The sequence below is a fragment of the Acinetobacter sp. YH01025 genome (assembly GCF_013420185.1).
In the GTDB taxonomy this organism is placed as follows: Bacteria; Pseudomonadota; Gammaproteobacteria; order Pseudomonadales; family Moraxellaceae; genus Acinetobacter; species Acinetobacter indicus.
Map to the genome: position 1 here is coordinate 223345 of NZ_VOYR01000003.1, position 17492 is coordinate 240836.

General features: G+C 47.9%; 20 protein-coding genes. 11 read left to right on the forward strand and 9 right to left on the reverse strand.

Annotation, left to right across the window (positions count from 1 at the left end; all coding sequences use genetic code 11):
* Nucleotides 1-45: 45 nt before the first annotated feature.
* Nucleotides 46-1200, reverse strand: coding sequence for a radical SAM family heme chaperone HemW (gene hemW, locus FTT89_RS05185; RefSeq protein ID WP_180172735.1), 1155 nt, complete (start codon nucleotides 1198-1200; stop codon nucleotides 46-48).
* A 127-nt stretch (nucleotides 1201-1327) separates the two neighbouring features.
* Between hemW and FTT89_RS05190 the strand changes: the two genes are divergently transcribed.
* The 4 genes from FTT89_RS05190 (at nucleotide 1328) to FTT89_RS05205 (ending at nucleotide 4997) form a co-directional block, all read left to right on the forward strand.
* On the forward strand, nucleotides 1328-1786 hold the full coding sequence (locus FTT89_RS05190) for a DMT family transporter (RefSeq protein WP_016658510.1): 459 nt from the start codon (nucleotides 1328-1330) through the stop codon (nucleotides 1784-1786).
* 91 nt (nucleotides 1787-1877) lie between these two features.
* Nucleotides 1878-3176, forward strand: a complete 1299-nt coding sequence (locus tag FTT89_RS05195; protein ID WP_218954826.1) for an MATE family efflux transporter — start codon at nucleotides 1878-1880, stop codon at nucleotides 3174-3176.
* A gap of 156 nt (nucleotides 3177-3332) precedes the next feature.
* Nucleotides 3333-4631, forward strand: a complete 1299-nt coding sequence (locus FTT89_RS05200; protein ID WP_016658508.1) for an AarF/ABC1/UbiB kinase family protein — start codon at nucleotides 3333-3335, stop codon at nucleotides 4629-4631.
* A 108-nt stretch (nucleotides 4632-4739) separates the two neighbouring features.
* Nucleotides 4740-4997 (forward strand): type B 50S ribosomal protein L31, encoded by a 258-nt coding sequence (locus FTT89_RS05205; RefSeq protein ID WP_016658507.1) that lies wholly within the window; start codon nucleotides 4740-4742, stop codon nucleotides 4995-4997.
* 106 nt (nucleotides 4998-5103) lie between these two features.
* On the opposite strand, the gene crcB is transcribed toward FTT89_RS05205, so the two are convergent.
* Nucleotides 5104-5484 carry a fluoride efflux transporter CrcB gene (gene crcB / locus FTT89_RS05210; RefSeq protein WP_104491954.1) on the reverse strand — a complete coding sequence of 127 codons (381 nt, stop codon included), beginning with the start codon at nucleotides 5482-5484 and terminating at the stop codon, nucleotides 5104-5106.
* A 173-nt stretch (nucleotides 5485-5657) separates the two neighbouring features.
* Between crcB and FTT89_RS05215 the strand changes: the two genes are divergently transcribed.
* On the forward strand, nucleotides 5658-5990 hold the full coding sequence (locus FTT89_RS05215) for a HopJ type III effector protein (RefSeq protein WP_035363454.1): 333 nt from the start codon (nucleotides 5658-5660) through the stop codon (nucleotides 5988-5990).
* 58 nt (nucleotides 5991-6048) lie between these two features.
* On the opposite strand, the gene FTT89_RS05220 is transcribed toward FTT89_RS05215, so the two are convergent.
* Nucleotides 6049-6468 carry a protease inhibitor I42 family protein gene (locus FTT89_RS05220; RefSeq protein ID WP_035363407.1) on the reverse strand — a complete coding sequence of 140 codons (420 nt, stop codon included), beginning with the start codon at nucleotides 6466-6468 and terminating at the stop codon, nucleotides 6049-6051.
* A 55-nt stretch (nucleotides 6469-6523) separates the two neighbouring features.
* A complete protein-coding gene (locus FTT89_RS05225) occupies nucleotides 6524-7057 on the reverse strand; it encodes a hypothetical protein (protein ID WP_370459245.1) in 534 nt (177 codons plus the stop codon).
* Between the two features lie 200 nt (nucleotides 7058-7257).
* Here FTT89_RS05225 and FTT89_RS05230 point away from each other — a divergent pair, with 200 nt between their 5' ends.
* Complete coding sequence (locus FTT89_RS05230) at nucleotides 7258-7884, forward strand: class I SAM-dependent methyltransferase (RefSeq protein ID WP_168384184.1); 627 nt, start codon at nucleotides 7258-7260, stop codon at nucleotides 7882-7884.
* A gap of 6 nt (nucleotides 7885-7890) precedes the next feature.
* On the opposite strand, the gene FTT89_RS05235 is transcribed toward FTT89_RS05230, so the two are convergent.
* Nucleotides 7891-8481, reverse strand: coding sequence for a hypothetical protein (locus tag FTT89_RS05235; protein WP_286425167.1), 591 nt, complete (start codon nucleotides 8479-8481; stop codon nucleotides 7891-7893).
* 25 nt (nucleotides 8482-8506) lie between these two features.
* The gene (locus FTT89_RS05240) at nucleotides 8507-8974 is read right to left on the reverse strand and encodes a Holliday junction resolvase-like protein (RefSeq protein ID WP_005180383.1); all 468 of its coding nucleotides are present in this window, start codon (nucleotides 8972-8974) and stop codon (nucleotides 8507-8509) included.
* Between the two features lie 119 nt (nucleotides 8975-9093).
* Here FTT89_RS05240 and FTT89_RS05245 point away from each other — a divergent pair, with 119 nt between their 5' ends.
* The 4 genes from FTT89_RS05245 to FTT89_RS05260 all read left to right on the forward strand — a co-directional run bounded on the left by FTT89_RS05245 (nucleotide 9094) and on the right by FTT89_RS05260 (nucleotide 12239).
* On the forward strand, nucleotides 9094-9738 hold the full coding sequence (locus tag FTT89_RS05245; RefSeq protein WP_180172737.1) for a ParA family protein: 645 nt from the start codon (nucleotides 9094-9096) through the stop codon (nucleotides 9736-9738).
* A gap of 136 nt (nucleotides 9739-9874) precedes the next feature.
* The gene (locus FTT89_RS05250; protein WP_162182848.1) at nucleotides 9875-11002 is read left to right on the forward strand and encodes an AI-2E family transporter; all 1128 of its coding nucleotides are present in this window, start codon (nucleotides 9875-9877) and stop codon (nucleotides 11000-11002) included.
* 105 nt (nucleotides 11003-11107) lie between these two features.
* Complete coding sequence (gene sodC, locus FTT89_RS05255) at nucleotides 11108-11653, forward strand: superoxide dismutase family protein (protein WP_075168261.1); 546 nt, start codon at nucleotides 11108-11110, stop codon at nucleotides 11651-11653.
* Between the two features lie 286 nt (nucleotides 11654-11939).
* Complete coding sequence (locus FTT89_RS05260) at nucleotides 11940-12239, forward strand: DUF3817 domain-containing protein (protein ID WP_045795347.1); 300 nt, start codon at nucleotides 11940-11942, stop codon at nucleotides 12237-12239.
* A gap of 114 nt (nucleotides 12240-12353) precedes the next feature.
* Here FTT89_RS05260 and FTT89_RS05265 read toward each other — a convergent pair whose 3' ends face one another.
* The 3 genes from FTT89_RS05265 to FTT89_RS05275 form a co-directional block, all read right to left on the reverse strand.
* Nucleotides 12354-13583, reverse strand: coding sequence for an MFS transporter (locus tag FTT89_RS05265; RefSeq protein WP_180172738.1), 1230 nt, complete (start codon nucleotides 13581-13583; stop codon nucleotides 12354-12356).
* A gap of 232 nt (nucleotides 13584-13815) precedes the next feature.
* The gene (locus tag FTT89_RS05270) at nucleotides 13816-14187 is read right to left on the reverse strand and encodes a hypothetical protein (protein WP_168384181.1); all 372 of its coding nucleotides are present in this window, start codon (nucleotides 14185-14187) and stop codon (nucleotides 13816-13818) included.
* Between the two features lie 152 nt (nucleotides 14188-14339).
* Nucleotides 14340-15749: an FAD-binding oxidoreductase gene (locus FTT89_RS05275; RefSeq protein WP_045795292.1), complete on the reverse strand. Its 1410-nt coding sequence runs from the start codon at nucleotides 15747-15749 to the stop codon at nucleotides 14340-14342.
* Between the two features lie 354 nt (nucleotides 15750-16103).
* Between FTT89_RS05275 and serA the strand changes: the two genes are divergently transcribed.
* Nucleotides 16104-17336 carry a phosphoglycerate dehydrogenase gene (serA, locus tag FTT89_RS05280; protein ID WP_005180397.1) on the forward strand — a complete coding sequence of 411 codons (1233 nt, stop codon included), beginning with the start codon at nucleotides 16104-16106 and terminating at the stop codon, nucleotides 17334-17336.
* The last annotated feature ends 156 nt before the right edge of the window (nucleotides 17337-17492 follow it).

Sequence of the window (17492 nt, forward strand, 5' to 3'; positions counted from 1 at the left end):
TGAGTACTGTAAAACGGCGAATATCCTGATCAACAATTTGAGCTGTTATAAAAACTCTTCCAGTACCGAATTTAAAAACACATGCCCCTGTTCGGTACAGGCCAGCCGGCTGGCATCTTCCACCAGCAACTTGCACTGACGTAGTGAGGTTAATACCGGTGCCAAATCATCCAGACTTAAACCGGTACGTTGTGCATAAAGTTTCGCATCGACGCCGGCATTCAGGCGCAGTGCATTCATCATAAACTCGAACGGCATCTCCTCAGCAGTAATCCGTTTGAACTGTCCATGCTCGGCCGGCACCTTGGCCAGATAATCTTTTGGCAGACGGGTTTTCTGGAAACGGTATACCCCATCTGGTCGGGTGACTTTGCCATGTGCGCCAGCACCAATCGCCAGATAATCGCCAAATTGCCAGTAATTCAAATTATGTGCCGAAGGTCGCTCCTTCCGCCATGCCGACACTTCATAATTGATAAAACCATTGGCCTTTAAATAGGCCTCACCCTGTTCCTGAATCGCTTCCAGCACCTCATCGACCGGTAAAACCGGCTGGGTGCGGAAAAATACGGTATTCGGTTCAATGGTCAGCTGATACCAGGAAATATGGGTCGCGCCCTGCCCAACCGCCAGCTTTAAATCATTTAAAGCCTGTTCCAAAGTCTGCTCCGGCAAACCATGCATCAAATCAACGTTAATGCGCTGAAAGCCGGCCTCACGCGCCAAGTGAATCGCTGAAAGCGCATCGCTCTGGCTATGAATCCGGCCCAGTTTTTTTAGATGATCGCTATTAAAACTTTGTACCCCAATTGACAGGCGGTTAATTCCCGCTGCCAGATAACCGGCAAAAGGATCATGTTCAATGGTGCCCGGATTGGCCTCTAAGGTAATTTCGCAATCGTCTTGAAACGGCAACAGCGCTTTAAGCTGTGTAAACAGCCATTGATAACCGACTGCTGAAATCAGCGATGGGGTCCCACCGCCAATAAACACACTGTGAATTTCACGGCCCTGGGCAAATTCCAGCTGCGTATTAAAATCGGCGACCAAGGCCTGTAAATATTGCTGTTCTAAATCCAGTGACAGTTTGCCATCCGGGACGGCATGCGAGTTAAAGTCGCAATACGGACACTTGCGCACACACCACGGCATGTGAATATAGAGGGACAAGGGAACAGACGCAGGATTCAATTCAGCCAAGGAACAAGCTCAAAAACAGCAAAGGAAGATGCATATTTTAACATGACTGCATCAGGACACCGATAAAATCTCACAGCGAATACCGCTACACTAGAAAAAATTACAGAAGAATTAGCGTGTTAGAATGATGAAAATATCTTCGCAATTACTGCTTTTAATGCCGCTGGCCATGGGGATCGGGATTGCCATGACCCTGCAAACCGCCATCAATACCCAGCTACGCGAATATTTATATTCTCCTTTGCAGGCTGCCCTTTTCTCGTTTTTGGTTGGTACAATAGTGCTGGCTATTTTGGTGTTTTTTCAACAGGTTCCCAAACCCAATCTGCACGAGATCGTCCATTTGCCCTGGTATATGTGGCTGGGCGGCGTGTTAGGGGTCTATGCCATCAGTTTAAGTATTTATGCAGCACCGAAACTCGGCTATCTCACCCTGACCGGTTTAATCCTGTTTGGCCAGATTGCCATGTCGATGCTGGTCGATCATTTTGGTGTCCTGGGCACAGAAAAAGCACCCATCAACTGGCAACGTCTTCTGGGTGGCGTGGTGATTTTTATAGGTGTGCTTCTCACTTTACAACGCTAATCGCTCTGTTCTAAGCACATGATGAATATGGGTAATAACTGTGGCTACGCTTGGCAGCACACGTTTTGAATTAAAACAACTGTTCCGTTTAATGATTCCGATTCTGGTGACGCAATTTGCCCAGGCCGGTCTGGGGCTAATTGATACCATTATGGCCGGTCAGTTTTCACCGACCGATTTAGCCGCAATTGCAGTCGGTGTGGGGCTGTGGCTTCCGGTGATGCTGCTGTTTAGCGGCATCATGATTGCCACCACGCCGCTGGTGGCCGAGGCCAATGGTGCGCGTACACCGGAAAAAATTGCCACCATTGCCCGGCAATCGTTATGGGTGGCGTTTATTTTGGGCTGGATTGCCTGCCTGATTTTACAGCTGGCACCGCTGTTATTGCCGCTGCTTGGAGTACCAGAAAGCCTGCAACCGAAAGCTGGACTGTTTCTGCATGCCATTGGGTTTGGTATGCCGGCGGTGACCATGTATGCTGCGCTACGTGGCTATTCCGAGGCGCTGGGTTATCCGCGTCCGGTGACGGTTATCAGTCTGCTGGCGCTGGTAGTACTGGTGCCACTGAACCTGATCTTTATGTATGGTTTAGGGCCGCTGCCTGAACTGGGCAGTGCCGGCTGCGGCTTTGCCACGGCCATTTTACAATGGCTGATGTTTACTACCCTGGCGCTGTATATTTCCAAAAGCAGCGCCTACCAAAGCACCCAGATTTTCACCCGCTGGGAACCCATCGACCGTTACTGGATGAAACGGATTTTAATGCTCGGCCTGCCGATTGGCCTGGCAATTTTCTTTGAAGTCAGTATTTTCAGTACCGCAGCCATCGTGATTAGCCCCTTAGGGGAAACGCTGGTAGCAGCACACCAGATTGCCATGTCGGTGACCTCACAGCTGTTTATGATTCCGATGTCTCTAGCCATTGCACTGACCATCCGCATTGGCACCTATTATGGTGAAAAAAACTGGGCTGCCATGCGCCGCGTGCAGTATTTGGGGCTGATTACCGCAACCCTGCTGGCCTTTATAACCATGAGTTTTATGTGGCTGTTCCGTCCGGAAATTATTTCGATTTATACCTCGGATGTCGATGTGGCACAGGTGGCGATGTATCTGCTGCTGTTTGCAATTGCCTACCAGCTAATGGATGCCTGGCAAATTAGTGCAGCCGGCTGTTTGCGCGGTATGCAGGACACCAAAGGCCCAATGTGGATTACCATGCTGGCCTACTGGGTCATTGCCTTTCCGGTCGGGGTGTATTTTTCCCGCTTTGGCAGCATGGGCGCCGCCGGGGTCTGGGTCGGCCTGATTGTCGGCTTGAGCGTGGCCTGTGTACTGTTATTGATCCGGTTGTATATGAACAACCAGCGCCTGAGTCAAAGCAGCTAAGCGATTCGCCTCTCATCATCTTTAGCCGGCTATTACCGCCGGCTTTTTTATTTGTAGCATGCAGTGAAATTGCTTATTAACAATTTAAAGTAGGCTTTTCACCCAACTGCCGGTATGCTCAAGGCAGATAGTCAAGATGATCTTAAGGAACCTCGCATGGCAAAAACGGCTAGTACACCGGGTCGTCGCTTTATGAAACTGGCCAGTATGACCGCCAGTATCGCCACCAAAACTGTTTCCAATTCAATTAAAAACTTTTCTGCCGATGATGAGCAGAAAAATGCCGCACGCAGCAAACTGTTTCAGGATATTGGCATCCAGATTGCCGATACCTTGGGAGAAATGAAAGGCGCGGTCATGAAAGTGGGGCAAATTGCCTCACAATATAAAGATATTTTCCCACCAGAAGTGGCGCGGGCCATCAGCAAATTACAACGTCAGGCACCACCCATGCCTTTTGCCGAAATTCAGGCACAAATTGAAAAAGAACTGGGCAAGCCCCTCGCGCAGATTTTCCAGCATTTTGATGAAACCCCATTTGCCGCCGCGTCCATTGGCCAGGTACATAAGGCAATTTTGCCGACGGGTGAACAGGTGGTAGTGAAAATCCAGTATCCGGGTGTCGATGAAGCCTGTGAAAGTGACCTGAAACAGGTGCGTCTGGCCTTGCGTTTAATGGGTGTGTTAAAAATTGACCGCAAATTGCAGGACAAACTGTTCCAGGAAATTCAGGACAGTCTGGACAATGAGCTGAACTACCAGATTGAAGCACAAAACCTGGAAGTGGCGCGTACCTTCCATCAGGCGCTGGACAGTAAAATTATTATTCCGCAGGTCTTTAAGGACTATTCGACCCGGCATATTTTAACGTTAAGTCTGGAACAGGGTGACAGTATTGAAACCGCCAGCCAGTGGCCACTGGCGACCCGGAATGAACTGGGACGCCGGCTGTTTCGCGCTATTGGTCAGGAAATTTTCTATCTCAAGCGTTTCCACTGTGACCCGCATCCGGGTAACTTTGCCTTCCGTGAAGATGGCAGCGTGATTATTTATGATTACGGCGGTGTGAAGACCTTGTCCAATGACATTGTGCAGCATTTTAAAGCGCTGATTCAGGCCGGCCGTGCCCAGAATATTGCCTTAATGGAACAGGAACTGACTGCCCTGCACTCCCTGTCCGAGCAAGGCAAATTCCCGCCAGAACTGTATCAGGCCTGGCTGGAAGTGCTGATGCGCCCTTTGACCACCGATTATGATTTTGCCGAAAACTCGGCCCATCATGATGGTATGGAACTGATGAAACCCTCGTTAAAATATTGGGATGTATTCAAGCCATCACCCGATACCTTAATGGTCAACCGTACGGTATCGGGTCATTACTGGAATCTGATTCATTTAAAAGTGCATGACAATTTAAATGATCTGTTTGAAGAACTGGTTCCACCACACGCTTAAACCATATATTAAAAACCACGCTGAGCCCGAATGACCCATTCGGGCTGACTTTACTTTTTATTTGTTACGTTATAACATTACAATATTCAGCAAACATGAGGAATTGTTATGCGTCCAGAGATCCATCCCGAATATCAGGAAGTGCTGTTTCACGACACCAATGCCGATGCCTATTTTATTATTGGCAGCACCCTGAAGCCGCAGCAGACCAAGGAATATCAGGGCAAAATCTATCCCTATATGACTTTAGATATTTCCAGTGCTTCGCATCCGTTTTATACCGGTGAGCAACGTCAGGCCAGCAATGAAGGCCGTGTCGCCAGCTTCAATAAACGCTTTGCCCGTTTTAAACGCAGCAAGGACTAAGCCACGCAGTAAAAAAAAATTGGCATACACATCCTTTATGAAGCCTAGACCTTTATCTCCAGCCAGGCTTCATTTTTTTATTTTATGCAGTTGATTTTCCTGTTTTTTATTTCGTATTTAATAGCACCTGAAACAGATAAAAACCCACCGCCAGACAGAGCACACCCAAAATCACACTTGAGATCACATACATTAATGCCACGCTGGTGTGTCCCTGTTTTAGCAATTGAAAGGTTTCCAGCCCAAAACTGGAAAAGGTGGTAAAGCCGCCTAAAATACCCACCATTAGAAACAGTCGAAGCTCCTGTTGTAGTACCGGGAACTTTTGGCTGAAGGCAAAGAATATTCCGGCAGCAAAACAGCCGAGCAGATTCACCGACCAGGTCGGCCAGGGAAATAACACACCGGGCTTAAATAGCCACAGACTCAGGCCATAGCGTAGACTTGCCCCGATTGCTCCACCCAATGCCACCCAAAGCCAATTCATGTCGTGTTGATTCCCATGTGTATAACTGCCATTTTATCCACAAGTTGGGCCAAAGCGCAGATTTTTTCATCTAATGGGTGCAAAAATTGAGGCCGAAATAGGCTAAACCCCTGCGAAAAAACATGCTATTGTCGCAGGGCTTTTACCAATTTTTTCTATGGACTGAGAACATGATGGCTCAAGATTTATTGGCCCAGCTGCATGCAGGCAAAGCGAACTTTGCCGATGTGATTGCCTATATTGATGCACGTTATACCCACACGCCAACTGCGTTTAGCAATGGCCAGCAACACAATGCCGCCACCGAAAACCAGGGCAGCGCCAAAGTACTGAGTTTTGCCAAATTAAATGGCTTAGACCACGCGCAAACCTTAAGCCTGTTTGCTGAACACTATGCGGCGGTACTGGCTACGCCTGAAGCCACCGATCACCAGAATATCCGCCAGTTTATGCAGCAAGGTTGGGCTGGTGTACAGTTTGAAGGCGAAGCGCTGACGGCCAAATAAGCCTTTAAAACGAAAAACCTCTAAAAACAGAGGTTTTTTTATGTCTGATGTTCAGGTCTTAAGCCACGCGCACCCGGCATTTCCATTCTGCCAAGGGAAGCGGTTCTCCCGCCCTGGCCTGTTTTAAATGAATCAGTCCTTCACCGACCTGAACCGCACGAAAACGGAAAGTTTTTTCTCCAGCCGCATTTAACTGCGCGGAGTCATGCTGAGTATTTTCTGCATCCGCCTGTAGATACAAGGTTTCCAGCTTAAAGATGGACGGATGTTGCATCACCGACCAGTGATAGCCGGTGGCTGGATTTTCTGCCAGACGCAATTCCAGAGTTTCCCCGATCTTTAAATTTAACAGTGCCGGACATTGCTGATCGGCATGATAAACATGAGTACCATCGACCGGGGTACTGACACTGCCACAACCGCTGAGGGTCAACAGCCCCAGCCAGCTACAGAGAATGAGCGTCTTGCTATGATTCATCCACCTATGATTCATCGACATTCCCCTGCTGCTACATTTTACCCATCAGGCCACATTAACTGCGTTTTACTTTTTCAATCCACTGGATTGAACTGACCCGAAACACTTCACAGGCACCATCGCCGGTATCGGTCGGGGTGAGTGATGACGTCCAGACCATATCTTTGTCTTTAACTTCCACCAGTTCCCCGCTTAAACGCACCAGATCACCACGTTTGACCTGCTTGATCTGTTTGGCAATGTTCGGATTGGCTGGAATGATGTGCATATTGGAAACCATCTGCATGGCCTGCTCTGCCGGCACCGGCAAACGATCCATCTTCCAGTTTAAATAGCGGTCGTACTGATTTACCGTAATATGCCGGGCAATTTCCGGCTCTGCAAACAGGCCCCAGCTCACGGCATAATCAATCGGAGAAAACTTGGCCTGCTCATCATCGGTATAGGTTTTTGAACCTAAAATCCGGAAATCGCCACGAAAGGACTGCAAGACCGAAATCGACTGATCGGCAGATGCCGGCGCTAACCCTTTGGCAATATTATAGTCGACCGATGCCATGGCACTGGTCTGTAACAAGGCGGCCGTCATAAACGAAATAAGTCCAAAGCGCAGCTTCATGAGAGTCTCAGATCCTTCAGTCAGAACAGATATATCTTTGATATTAATCGATGTTGATCAGCAGAAAATAAAGAAATGGTAAGAAAATGGTTATCTTTGGTCTCATTTTTGTCTTTGCCTGCGCGGCTCAGTTAAAATAAACATAGATTAAATAAAAATATGTGATTTCAATGCTTTATAAATTCTATCAACAGCATATTTTCCCACACCTGCTGAATCAGGTGATGCAGACGCCGAGCCTGATGGATTTACGCCGTGAATTGCTGCTGCCAATTGAGGGTGAGGTACTGGAGATTGGCTTTGGCACCGGGCTGAATTTACCCTTTTACCAAAATGTCGATGTAGTCTATGCGCTGGAGCCAAACCTGGAGATTTTCCAGCTGGCCGAAACACGGATTCGTGACAGTGCCATTCTGGTGGAGCATCTGGCTGGCAAAGCTGAGCAGCTGGATTTTGCCGATAATCGTCTGGAGCATGTAGTATCAACCTGGACCTTATGCAGCGTGCAACAGATTGAACAGTGTCTGGCCGAAATTTATCGGGTACTGAAACCGGGTGGTTGCCTGCATCTGGTCGAGCATGTGCTGCATCCTGAAAATTTATATATTCAACGCTTGCAGCATCTACTCACGCCGCTACAAAAACGGCTGGCGGATGGCTGTCATCTCAACCGCGATCTGGCGCTGCTGTTACAGCAGGCCGGTTTTGAATTTCAGGAAAAATACGAGATAGATGCGGCCGGTATTCCGAAAATTGGCCAGCGGATGCTGCTGGCCCGTGTGCGTAAACCGGCTTAAACGCGGTTAATCCAGTACTTGAAGCTGCTGCACCCGTACTATCCGGCAATTGTTCGCTGGTAGCGGGTAATGGTTGATCTGAAAATACTGCCCCGTGCTGACTGAACGCACCTTGACCCACTCGCCGCGCAGCACTATACGCTGCCCGGCTTTAACACGGCGCAGGCGCTGAGCAATCTGTTCGCTGGCAGCAATGGCGCTAATATTGAGCGTGTTGGCAATCACCTGTTGTGCTGCAAGCGAGCTAGTGGACGCCACCTGAAACTGATAGCAGCGCTGGGTCTGTTCAAAATCGACCGTTTGGGCCTGGCCTGATGCGCTAAAATCTTCTTTGGCCAACAGCAGATCAATATTGCTGACATAGGCCAGATCATTAAAATGTCCCACCACCGGTGCAGCCGGATGAATCACCCGCCGGTCCGGACTGTAGTAGCGTTTTGCCACGACCTGATACTGCCCGGAAAAATCCCCTTCAGTTTCCAGCGCAAAGTTCTTTAACACCCCCGACTGCTGTAGATGCGGGATGGCACGAAAATATTCCGACCACAGCCAGATCATCAGAGCCAGTCCCGTCAGGCTGAGCAGTATTTTATTCACGAGAAAGTTCAGTCATCAAAAAAGGTTAATCCTCGAAATCAATACGGATGGTTTCAAAGCGCAGTCGCCCCTGCTGAATGGCTTCGGCAATGGCCTGCTGGCCTTTGGTCAGACGTGCGCCGCCACTTTTAATATCAATTAACACCACCTGAATATCCTCAGCCCGACCATCGCCATCCCGAAAGTCGGTATAGCCATCAAATACGATATAATCGACCGGATCGCCCAGAAATTTGGCATCGCTGGGCAAGTATTCAAATTGCGGCATAATTGGTGCCATCTGCTCGGCCATTTTCCCTTTGAGCACCGCGCGGCTGGTATTGACGCTGCGCTTTTGGGCCTGCGCCAGTGCCTGCTGATGTTCCAGCTCCAGCTCGGCAATATACTGTTCATATTCGGCCTTAATCCGGCCATTGCGGCTATGACTTAAAATGATGGTGGTCAGCACCACTCCTATTGCAGCGCCTATAAGCATTGCCATCCATATCGACATGGGGTTTTCCTGATTTTTTAAAATTTGCAAGCAGCGCTACGACTTTTGTCAACGGTCATCTCCAGCACATCAAACAATGATATGCTAGGGATGAGCAGAATAAAATCTTTAGTAGGGTCATGAAAACAATCTTAGTCGCCAATCAAAAAGGTGGATGTGGAAAAACCATTACCGCCATCAGTTTAGCTTCCGCCTTAGCCCAAAAAGGATATAAAGTCGCCCTGGCCGATGCCGATAACCAGAAATCTGCACGACAATGGTTAAAACAGCGTCCAGAAAGCGCCGCTCCCATTCAGAGTCTGGACTGGCGTCATGAAAAATCGGTCGGTGATGCGCCTAAAAATATCGAATACCTGATTATTGATGCGCCGGGGGCATTATCTGGTGATCAGGCCGAGCAGCTGATTAGTGAAGCGCATGCGATTATTACCCCGCTGCAGCCTTCCTTCTTCGATATTGATTCAACCCGCCGCTTTTTAAAGCATTTGCAGGAAATTAAACGGATTCGTAAAGGCAAGGTTCAGATTTTATTGCTGGCCAACCGGGTTAAGGCCAACAGTGCCAGCTCGAAAGAAATTCTTGATTTCTTTGAAAAAATTGAACAGGAACCGGTGGCCTGGATTTCTGAACGTGCTGCCTATGGTCAACTGGCGATGCAGGGTTTAAGCGTATTTGATAAAACCCAGAAAAATTACCTGACCATTCAAAATCAGTGGCAACCTGTCCTGAATGCAATTATTGATGATCCGGCCCAATGGTTCTAAGCGCCTAAGCGATTAAACGGCTTTTGCCTTTCCACTCCCGCTTCAATATTTAACAGAACTTACGCAGCGTTCATTTGCGAGCGCTGGGTTTTCAGTTAATATGCTTCAAGACCTTAGGAATGAGCCAGTGAACTCAGTGCAACAATACGCGCCCACTTTACAAAAAGTCTTGCTATTTGGACTATTTTTTGTCCTGATTTTTTTGAGCTTTCATGTCCTCAAATACTTTATTGTTCCTGTAGTTTGGGCCACTATTATTGCCTATATGACTTGGCCGCTGTATCAGTCGGTACAGCGTATGTGCGGTCCACGGCCGACCTTAAGTGCCACAATTATGATGATTCTGGTGACACTGGTGGTCGGTATTCCGTTGACCTTTGCGATTTTTATCTTGCAGCACGAAGGGCGCAACCTATATTACGAATTACAGAAGCAGGTCTTTTCCGGACATTTGAATGTGCCGGATTTTATCCGCGATCTGCCCTTTGTCGGTAAAGAAATTAGCCGTTCCTTACGTGAAATTAATGAAGATCCGAACAGCATCATTAATTCGATTTCAGTCTGGATTCAGGGCCATCTGAATTATGGCCGTTTCCTGCTCAGTGAAATTAGCCGCAATTTAATTAAACTCGGCTTTGCCATGCTGTCGCTATTCTTCTTCTATCGCGATGGCCAGACCATTTTAAATCAGGTCAGTAAAGCGCTGGAAATGGTGATCGGGCCACGTGTACACCATTATTTAGATACCATTTCTGAAACCACCCGTGCGGTAGTTTACGGGGTTGGCTTGACTGCAATTGCCCAGGCACTTTTGGCCGGGGTCAGCTACTTTGTGGCCGGGGTGCCAAACCCGATGGTATTGACCATTGTCACTTTCCTGTTTGCCCTGATTCCGTTTGGCCCACCGCTGGCCTATGGCTCGGTGGCACTGTGGCTGTTCTCGCAGGGGCAAACCATTGAAGCAATTGGCGTGATGGCCTGGGGCGTGTGTGTGGTCAGTACCGCAGATAACGTGATTCGTCCGCTGGTGATTTCCGGCGCCACCCAGATTCCATTCCTGCTGATCATGTTCGGGGTTCTGGGCGGTATTGCCAGCTTTGGCCTGATTGGCCTGTTTATTGGCCCGGTGATTCTGGCGGTCTTGCTGGCAATCTGGCGTGAATGGCTGCATGAAACCAATGAAGCCGAAGCCATGATGATGCCAAAAACCACCATGGCCTATGACCTGCCCGATGATCAGGGACCGGCTGCACCAAAAGGCTAAATTTCATTAAGAAACTTATACACGCCTGTACGCAAACTGCATTGTGTTGCCTCCTGAGCCTTGTTTGAATGAAGCCACATATTCGAATAAGACAGGATGCAAACCATGACCCCACTTTTTAAACTCGGTGCTTTATGTGCGTTTACCGCGCTGGTCGGAGTCGGCTGTACCACCACACCCGATACCGTGATTGGCGCCAGTAAAAACGTTGCCGTTAATGCGGTCTCTGCCCAAGGCATTGGCGCCCAGCTCGGTGAAGTCCAACTGACCGATAGTGCTGCAGGTCTGGTTATCCGTACCAATCTGACCCAGTTACCACCGGGTCCACATGGTTTCCATATTCATGAAAACGGCTCCTGCGCCCCAGCAGAAAAAGACGGTAAAATGCAGGCTGCACTGGCCGCAGGTGGCCACTTTAACCCGAATCAGGCACCCAACCATGGCAATCCATTAAGCGGCCATCTTGGTGATTTACCGGTCCTGAATGTGGCAGCCGATGGCACGGCACGTGTCACCCTACTGGCGCCGCGTCTGAAATTACAGGATGTACAAGGTCTGGCGCTCATGATTCATGCCGGTGGCGATAACTATGCCGATACGCCAAAACCGTTAGGCGGTGGCGGTGACCGGATCGCCTGTGGCGTGATCTAAACCCTGTGCGGATAAATCCCGACTTATCCACAGTTTTCTGATTTTTAAGGCACTTATCCATAGCGATGAGTGCCTTTTTCTATGCCTAGATTAAATAGCAATCTGAGGCTACAAGATTAATTATCAGGCTTTTATTTCAACATCAACAGCTTAGCAAAAACCAAGTCCTACAGTCTGATTTATATTAAAAAACAAAAACTTAAAACCGGGCCGTGCACTAAAAAGCATGGCCCTCTGCGCCAATATTCGCTACACTGCAACTAGATCTATGGGGAAATTGCAGAGTATGAACATCCAAAGCTTGCGCGTGGTGGGTTTTTTAGAAGGTTTATCTTTTCTGGCCTTGCTGTTTATTGCCATGCCACTGAAATATATATGGGGTAACCCAATTCTGGTGAAATACGTCGGCATGGGCCACGGTGTGCTGTTTATTGCCTTTCTGGTGGTGCTGTTCGTGGTCTGTGAAAAACAGAAATGGTCAATTCAGGTGTTTTTAATGGGCGTGATTGCTTCAATTTTACCGTTTGGCCCGTTTATTTTTGATGCCAAACTGAAGAAAATGGCACAGCCGCAGGTCGAAGTGTAACTCCAGACTCATCGATCAATCAGGCATTCACCAGATTACTATCTGCTGGATGCCTTTGTTTTTTGGCCTTTTAACCACATTATCCTATTGATAAATGCCAGATGATCAGCCCGCTTAAAACTGACCGCTTTCGGCACGTTCGCGCATAATCTGTTTCAGACTCAGCCGCGGATAAGCAAACCACAAGGCGATTAAGGCAAAACAGGACAGGCTATAAGCCCACAGCTCAAAATGACTGTAGAGCATGCGCACCAGTTCAATCACCACAAAAAAGCTCAGCATCATCAGCACAGAAGCCGTTGCGGCAACTGTCCCTTTCGACACCTCGGACGACATCAAAGCAAAACGGTAAATAATTGAAAAGCTGATGCCCTCGCCAAAGCTGATGAAAGTCATGCCCAGAATCAGACACCAGATCAAATAGTCCGGTATGAGCAGACCAAGAATTAACAGCAAGGTACCGACCAACATGAGTGGCAAGCCCATCAGCACAGTCTGTCCCAAAGCAAAACGGTCAATGATTTTCAGCAGCAATAGATTCCCGGCAATCAGCCCGCCCAACACCGGAAATTGGGCCAGACCATATTGCAGACTGCTCAGATTGAGCTGCTCCACCAGCATCACCGGCGACAAGGCAATCCATAACATCAGCGGCATGCTTAAGAGCGGCAAGGCAAAGGTCATGGTCAGAAAACGGCGGTTTTTCAGTACCTGTTTAAAATCATCCCAGATATAGCCAATCGGCTGTTTCGGAATACTGAGCTGCTGCTCCGGCATTTTGGCTTTCAGTCCGAGCCAGCTCAAAGCCGCCAAAGCTGCAATCCCAATAAAGCCCCAATGCCAGGACACATGCTCGATCATAAACGCACCCAACACTGGCCCCAGTAGCGGCGCCAGCAGCGATACATTGGCCATGAGTGCCATGACTTTAATTGCATCGCGTTCGGCAAAACTTTCCTGAATGGCGGCATAGCCCACCGCAGTTATTACCGACAGGCCAAAGCCCTGCAAAAAGCGCAGCAATAAAAAGCTTTCGATGTTCTGGGTCAATAAAATCAGCAGGCAGGTCACCACAAAAAACAGTACCCCACCCAGCAGGACTTTTTTACGGCCTAAACGGTCCGATAAAGGGCCTAAAATGGCCGCGACACAGGCACCGCCGAGCAGATAAAACGACATCGAAGAGGCTGCCCAGGAACTGCTGACGCCAAAATCCTGGGTAATGGCGAGCATGGCCGGCTGTACCAGATCATTGCCGATATAGACAGAAAATTCGAACAGCACCAAAGCCAGCGGAAACATTAAGGTGGCGCGGGAGAGCGTTGTAGTTGGAGTGGTTTGCATAGCGCTCAAAAGCCTGCCAGATCAGCAGGCTGCAATCATAACAATGGGCGCAGTGTAGCAGAGTTTATTTTTAAAATCTGTGACTTTTCTGATGAGGAAATGCTGGACTTGCGGCAGCAGCACTCAGCTAGAGCGGTTGAACGAAACCAGTATAAATCCCCGGTTTTAAAAACAGAAAAGCGCAGGGTTTAGCTACGCTTTTCAATCAAAATCATTGAAAGACTCAAGCGGATTAAGGACATAAAGCCTTCTGGAAAGTCTTGGTATTTTTGCCGCGCAGACATTGATAGCTCTTTTCAGTTTTCACTTTTTCCCAGTCGCCATCGACCAGTTTAAAACTGTAAATGGTGCGAATCGAGCGTACCGAATCATCCATTAAACCGGTTTCAGTCACTTTAACCTGGGCCGCGGTCGGTGATTCGACATTATTAAAGAATTGACGCAGCTCGACTGTCGCCAGCTGTTTACGTAAATCCGGACGCTCTTTTAACACCTGTGCCAACGGTGTTTCGGCAGACGGTGTCACTTTAGACACAATATTCTGGGTGGTGGCACATCCTGTAACAGCAATCGCCAGTCCTGCCATTGCAGCGAAACGAAACATAACTCTATCCAAACTGATTCAACACTGTAAAAATGATGCCGGCTTTTTGCGCTTAACACTATGCACAGAATGTAATTTGAACGAGATTGCACATGATAAGTGCCATAAAAAAAGCGCATCCGGAGATGCGCTTTTTCGTTCTATTGGCCTGATTACAGGTCGAATAATTTACCCGGATTCATAATCCCATTCGGGTCAAAGACCTGTTTCAAGGCTTTCATATATTCGATTTCTTCAGCAGAACGCGAGTATTCCAGATATGGCTTTTTGGTCATGCCAACACCGTGCTCTGCAGAAATTGAACCGTCATATTTTTTCACGGTATCAAACACATACTTGTTCACCACCTGACATTTGGCAAAGAATTCATCTTTGCTTAAATCGGCAGGTTTCAGGATGTTCAGGTGCAGGTTACCGTCACCAATATGACCGAACCAGCAGATTTCAAAGTCCGGATAGTTCTCGGCCACAATCGCATCAATTTCTTTAATGAATGCCGGCACGTGGGTAATCAGCACTGAAATATCGTTTTTGTATGGAATAAACGGCGCAATCGATTCCGAAATATCTTCACGTAAACGCCATAAGCTTTCGACCTGATCCAGGCTTTGGCTGAGTACGCCGTCCAGCACCCAGCCCTGTTCCATACAGTGCTCAAAAATTTCCATTGCCTTGTCCATAATCGGTTCAAATGGCGCTTCAAATTCAAGCAATACATAGAATGGACATTCAGTTTCAAACGGACGCTGTACATGACCATTGGCCAGTACTTTCTGCATTGCCAGTTCACCAAAGAACTCAAATGCAGTTAAATCAATTTTGGCCTGGAAAGCGTGCAGCACAGGCATCACTGCATCAAAATCCGGTACACCCAGCACCATCACTTGCAGGTCTTGCGGTTGACGTTCCAGCTTGATTTCCGCTTCAGTGACGAGGCCTAAAGTCCCTTCACCACCAATGAATAAGTGTTGCAGTGCATAACCGGTGGCGTTTTTGATCATGCCTTTGTTTAAACGCAGCACATCCCCTTTACCGGTCACCACGGTTAAGCCCAGCACCCAGTTACGGGTCATGCCGTATTTAATTACTTTAATACCACCAGCGTTAGTACCAATGTTACCGCCAATTTGTGATGAACCGGCAGAGGCGAAATCGACCGGATAATACATCCCTTGCTCTTCGGCATAGTTTTGCAGCTGTTCAGTCACCACACCAGCCTGTACCCGTACCATGCGGTCTGCCGGGAAGAATTCCAGAATCTGGTTCATCTTGTCCATGCTGACCACGATTTCACCGTTGGCCGCTACCGCACCCGCAGAAAGACCGGTACGACCGCCCGATGGCGTGACTGCCACATTGAACTGATTGGCAAGTTTCACAATCGCTTGCACCTGCTCAGTGCTCGATGGAAAAACGATGACGGATGGGTTTGGATCAAAGTGCTTGGTATGATCTCGACCCCAATTCTGGAGGCTGTCCGCATCAGTTTTAATACGGTTTTCACCTACAATTGCAGTCAATTGGGTCAATAACTCTGGGGTTAAAGCGACTGGAGCATTCATCGTTTGCAGACCTGGCAAGAATTAAACAAGAAGAGATTTATCCAGACTGGTGCTGTACATTTTAAAGTCATGCCAAAGCACAGTAAAAGATAAAAAACGGGCAAGAAACCAACAGCCTGAGGCCGGTTTTTGCCGTCTGGGGCTATTATAAGCGATTTTTCTGTAAAACCTGAGAAAAACCATCATTTTGATAATATAGCTTTGAAAATACAGAGTTAATTCAACCAAAAATGAATCCTGCGTTTATATTTTCTACAGAAATAGCAGACCGATCAGCCATAAATGGAATGTATCTCCTGCCCGCTCCTATGATATGATACTGCCACTAAATTTGGCCTTTGTAGCGGAGCCGTAATGAGCCAACATCTTTCACTACCTAAAGATAAAATTCGTTTCCTGTTGTTAGAGGGCGTTCACCAAAATGCCATCGACACGTTAAATGCTGCCGGATATACCAACATCGACTACCGTAAAACTGCGCTTGAGGGTGAAGCGCTGAAAGAAGCGGTCAAAGATGCACACTTCATTGGTATTCGTTCACGTACGCAATTAACTGAAGAAATCTTTGAAGCTGCGAACAAGCTGATCGCGGTTGGCTGTTTCTGTATCGGAACCAACCAAGTCGATTTAAATGCAGCCATGGTACGTGGTATTCCAGTATTTAACGCACCATATTCAAATACCCGTTCTGTTGCGGAACTGGTCCTTGCTGAACTGATTCTGCTGCTTCGTGGCGTACCAGCCAAATCGGCATCATGTCACCGCGGTGGCTGGGAAAAATCTGCAGCGGGTTCTTTTGAAACACGCGGTAAGACTTTAGGTATTGTGGGTTACGGTTCAATTGGTTCGCAACTGTCTGTGCTTGCTGAAAGCCTGGGTATGCATGTGATCTATTATGATGCAGTGACCAAACTGCCAATGGGTAATGCACGCCAGGTCGGTTCTTTGGCTGAATTGCTGGCCAATGCAGACGTGGTATCGCTACACGTGCCAGACGTTCCATCGACCCGTAACTTTATGGGCAAAGAACAGTTTGCACAAATGAAAGAAGGCGCGATCTTCCTGAATGCGGCACGTGGTACCTGTGTCATTATTGAAGATCTGGCAGATGCAATTAAATCAGGTCATCTGGCTGGTGCTGCGGTTGACGTATTCCCGAAAGAGCCGAAAGCCAATGGTGAAGAATTCGTTTCTCCACTGCGCGGTCTGGACAATGTGATCCTGACTCCACACGTGGGCGGTTCAACCATGGAAGCGCAAGCCAACATTGGTCTGGAAGTGGCTGAGAAATTTGTGGCTTATTCTGACAAGGGTATGACCCTGTCTGCAGTGAACTTCCCTGAAATTGCCTTGCCATTGACTGAAGGTAAACACCGTTTACTGCACATTCATAAAAACATTCCAGGCGTATTGTCTAAAATCAACAACCTGTTTGCTGAGCAAGGCATCAACATTTCGGGTCAATCTTTAATGACCAAAGGTGATGTCGGTTATCTGGTGATGGATGTGGATGCAACTGCATCTCAAGAAGCACTGGATATGCTGCATGATGTTGAAGGCACTATCCGTGTACGTGTTCTGTTCTAATTTCAATTAGACAGTGACACCCAAAACCACAGCCCTTGTGCTGTGGTTTTTTATTTCCCGCTTTAAAAACAATACGCAATCCTTATTTCATGTTCTTTTGAAATCGTGCATGAGTCTTGTTTTACCTGCTGACCGCTTACGCAGTCACGACATGGA

Excerpts from the sequence above, each read along its gene's own strand:
- FTT89_RS05190 (WP_016658510.1), top strand. The coding sequence starts at position 1,328 with ATGAAAATATCTTCGCAATTACTGCTTTTAATGCCGCTGGCCATGGGG.
- FTT89_RS05195 (WP_218954826.1), top strand. The coding sequence starts at position 1,878 with ATGATTCCGATTCTGGTGACGCAATTTGCCCAGGCCGGTCTGGGGCTA.
- FTT89_RS05200 (WP_016658508.1), top strand. The coding sequence starts at position 3,333 with ATGGCAAAAACGGCTAGTACACCGGGTCGTCGCTTTATGAAACTGGCC.
- FTT89_RS05205 (WP_016658507.1), top strand. The coding sequence starts at position 4,740 with ATGCGTCCAGAGATCCATCCCGAATATCAGGAAGTGCTGTTTCACGAC.
- crcB (WP_104491954.1), bottom strand. The coding sequence starts at position 5,484 with ATGAATTGGCTTTGGGTGGCATTGGGTGGAGCAATCGGGGCAAGTCTA.
- FTT89_RS05215 (WP_035363454.1), top strand. The coding sequence starts at position 5,658 with ATGGCTCAAGATTTATTGGCCCAGCTGCATGCAGGCAAAGCGAACTTT.
- FTT89_RS05220 (WP_035363407.1), bottom strand. The coding sequence starts at position 6,468 with ATGAATCATAGCAAGACGCTCATTCTCTGTAGCTGGCTGGGGCTGTTG.
- FTT89_RS05225 (WP_370459245.1), bottom strand. The coding sequence starts at position 7,057 with ATGACGGCCGCCTTGTTACAGACCAGTGCCATGGCATCGGTCGACTAT.
- FTT89_RS05230 (WP_168384184.1), top strand. The coding sequence starts at position 7,258 with ATGCTTTATAAATTCTATCAACAGCATATTTTCCCACACCTGCTGAAT.
- FTT89_RS05240 (WP_005180383.1), bottom strand. The coding sequence starts at position 8,974 with ATGTCGATATGGATGGCAATGCTTATAGGCGCTGCAATAGGAGTGGTG.
- FTT89_RS05245 (WP_180172737.1), top strand. The coding sequence starts at position 9,094 with ATGAAAACAATCTTAGTCGCCAATCAAAAAGGTGGATGTGGAAAAACC.
- sodC (WP_075168261.1), top strand. The coding sequence starts at position 11,108 with ATGACCCCACTTTTTAAACTCGGTGCTTTATGTGCGTTTACCGCGCTG.
- FTT89_RS05260 (WP_045795347.1), top strand. The coding sequence starts at position 11,940 with ATGAACATCCAAAGCTTGCGCGTGGTGGGTTTTTTAGAAGGTTTATCT.
- FTT89_RS05265 (WP_180172738.1), bottom strand. The coding sequence starts at position 13,583 with ATGCAAACCACTCCAACTACAACGCTCTCCCGCGCCACCTTAATGTTT.
- FTT89_RS05270 (WP_168384181.1), bottom strand. The coding sequence starts at position 14,187 with ATGTTTCGTTTCGCTGCAATGGCAGGACTGGCGATTGCTGTTACAGGA.
- FTT89_RS05275 (WP_045795292.1), bottom strand. The coding sequence starts at position 15,749 with ATGAATGCTCCAGTCGCTTTAACCCCAGAGTTATTGACCCAATTGACT.
- serA (WP_005180397.1), top strand. The coding sequence starts at position 16,104 with ATGAGCCAACATCTTTCACTACCTAAAGATAAAATTCGTTTCCTGTTG.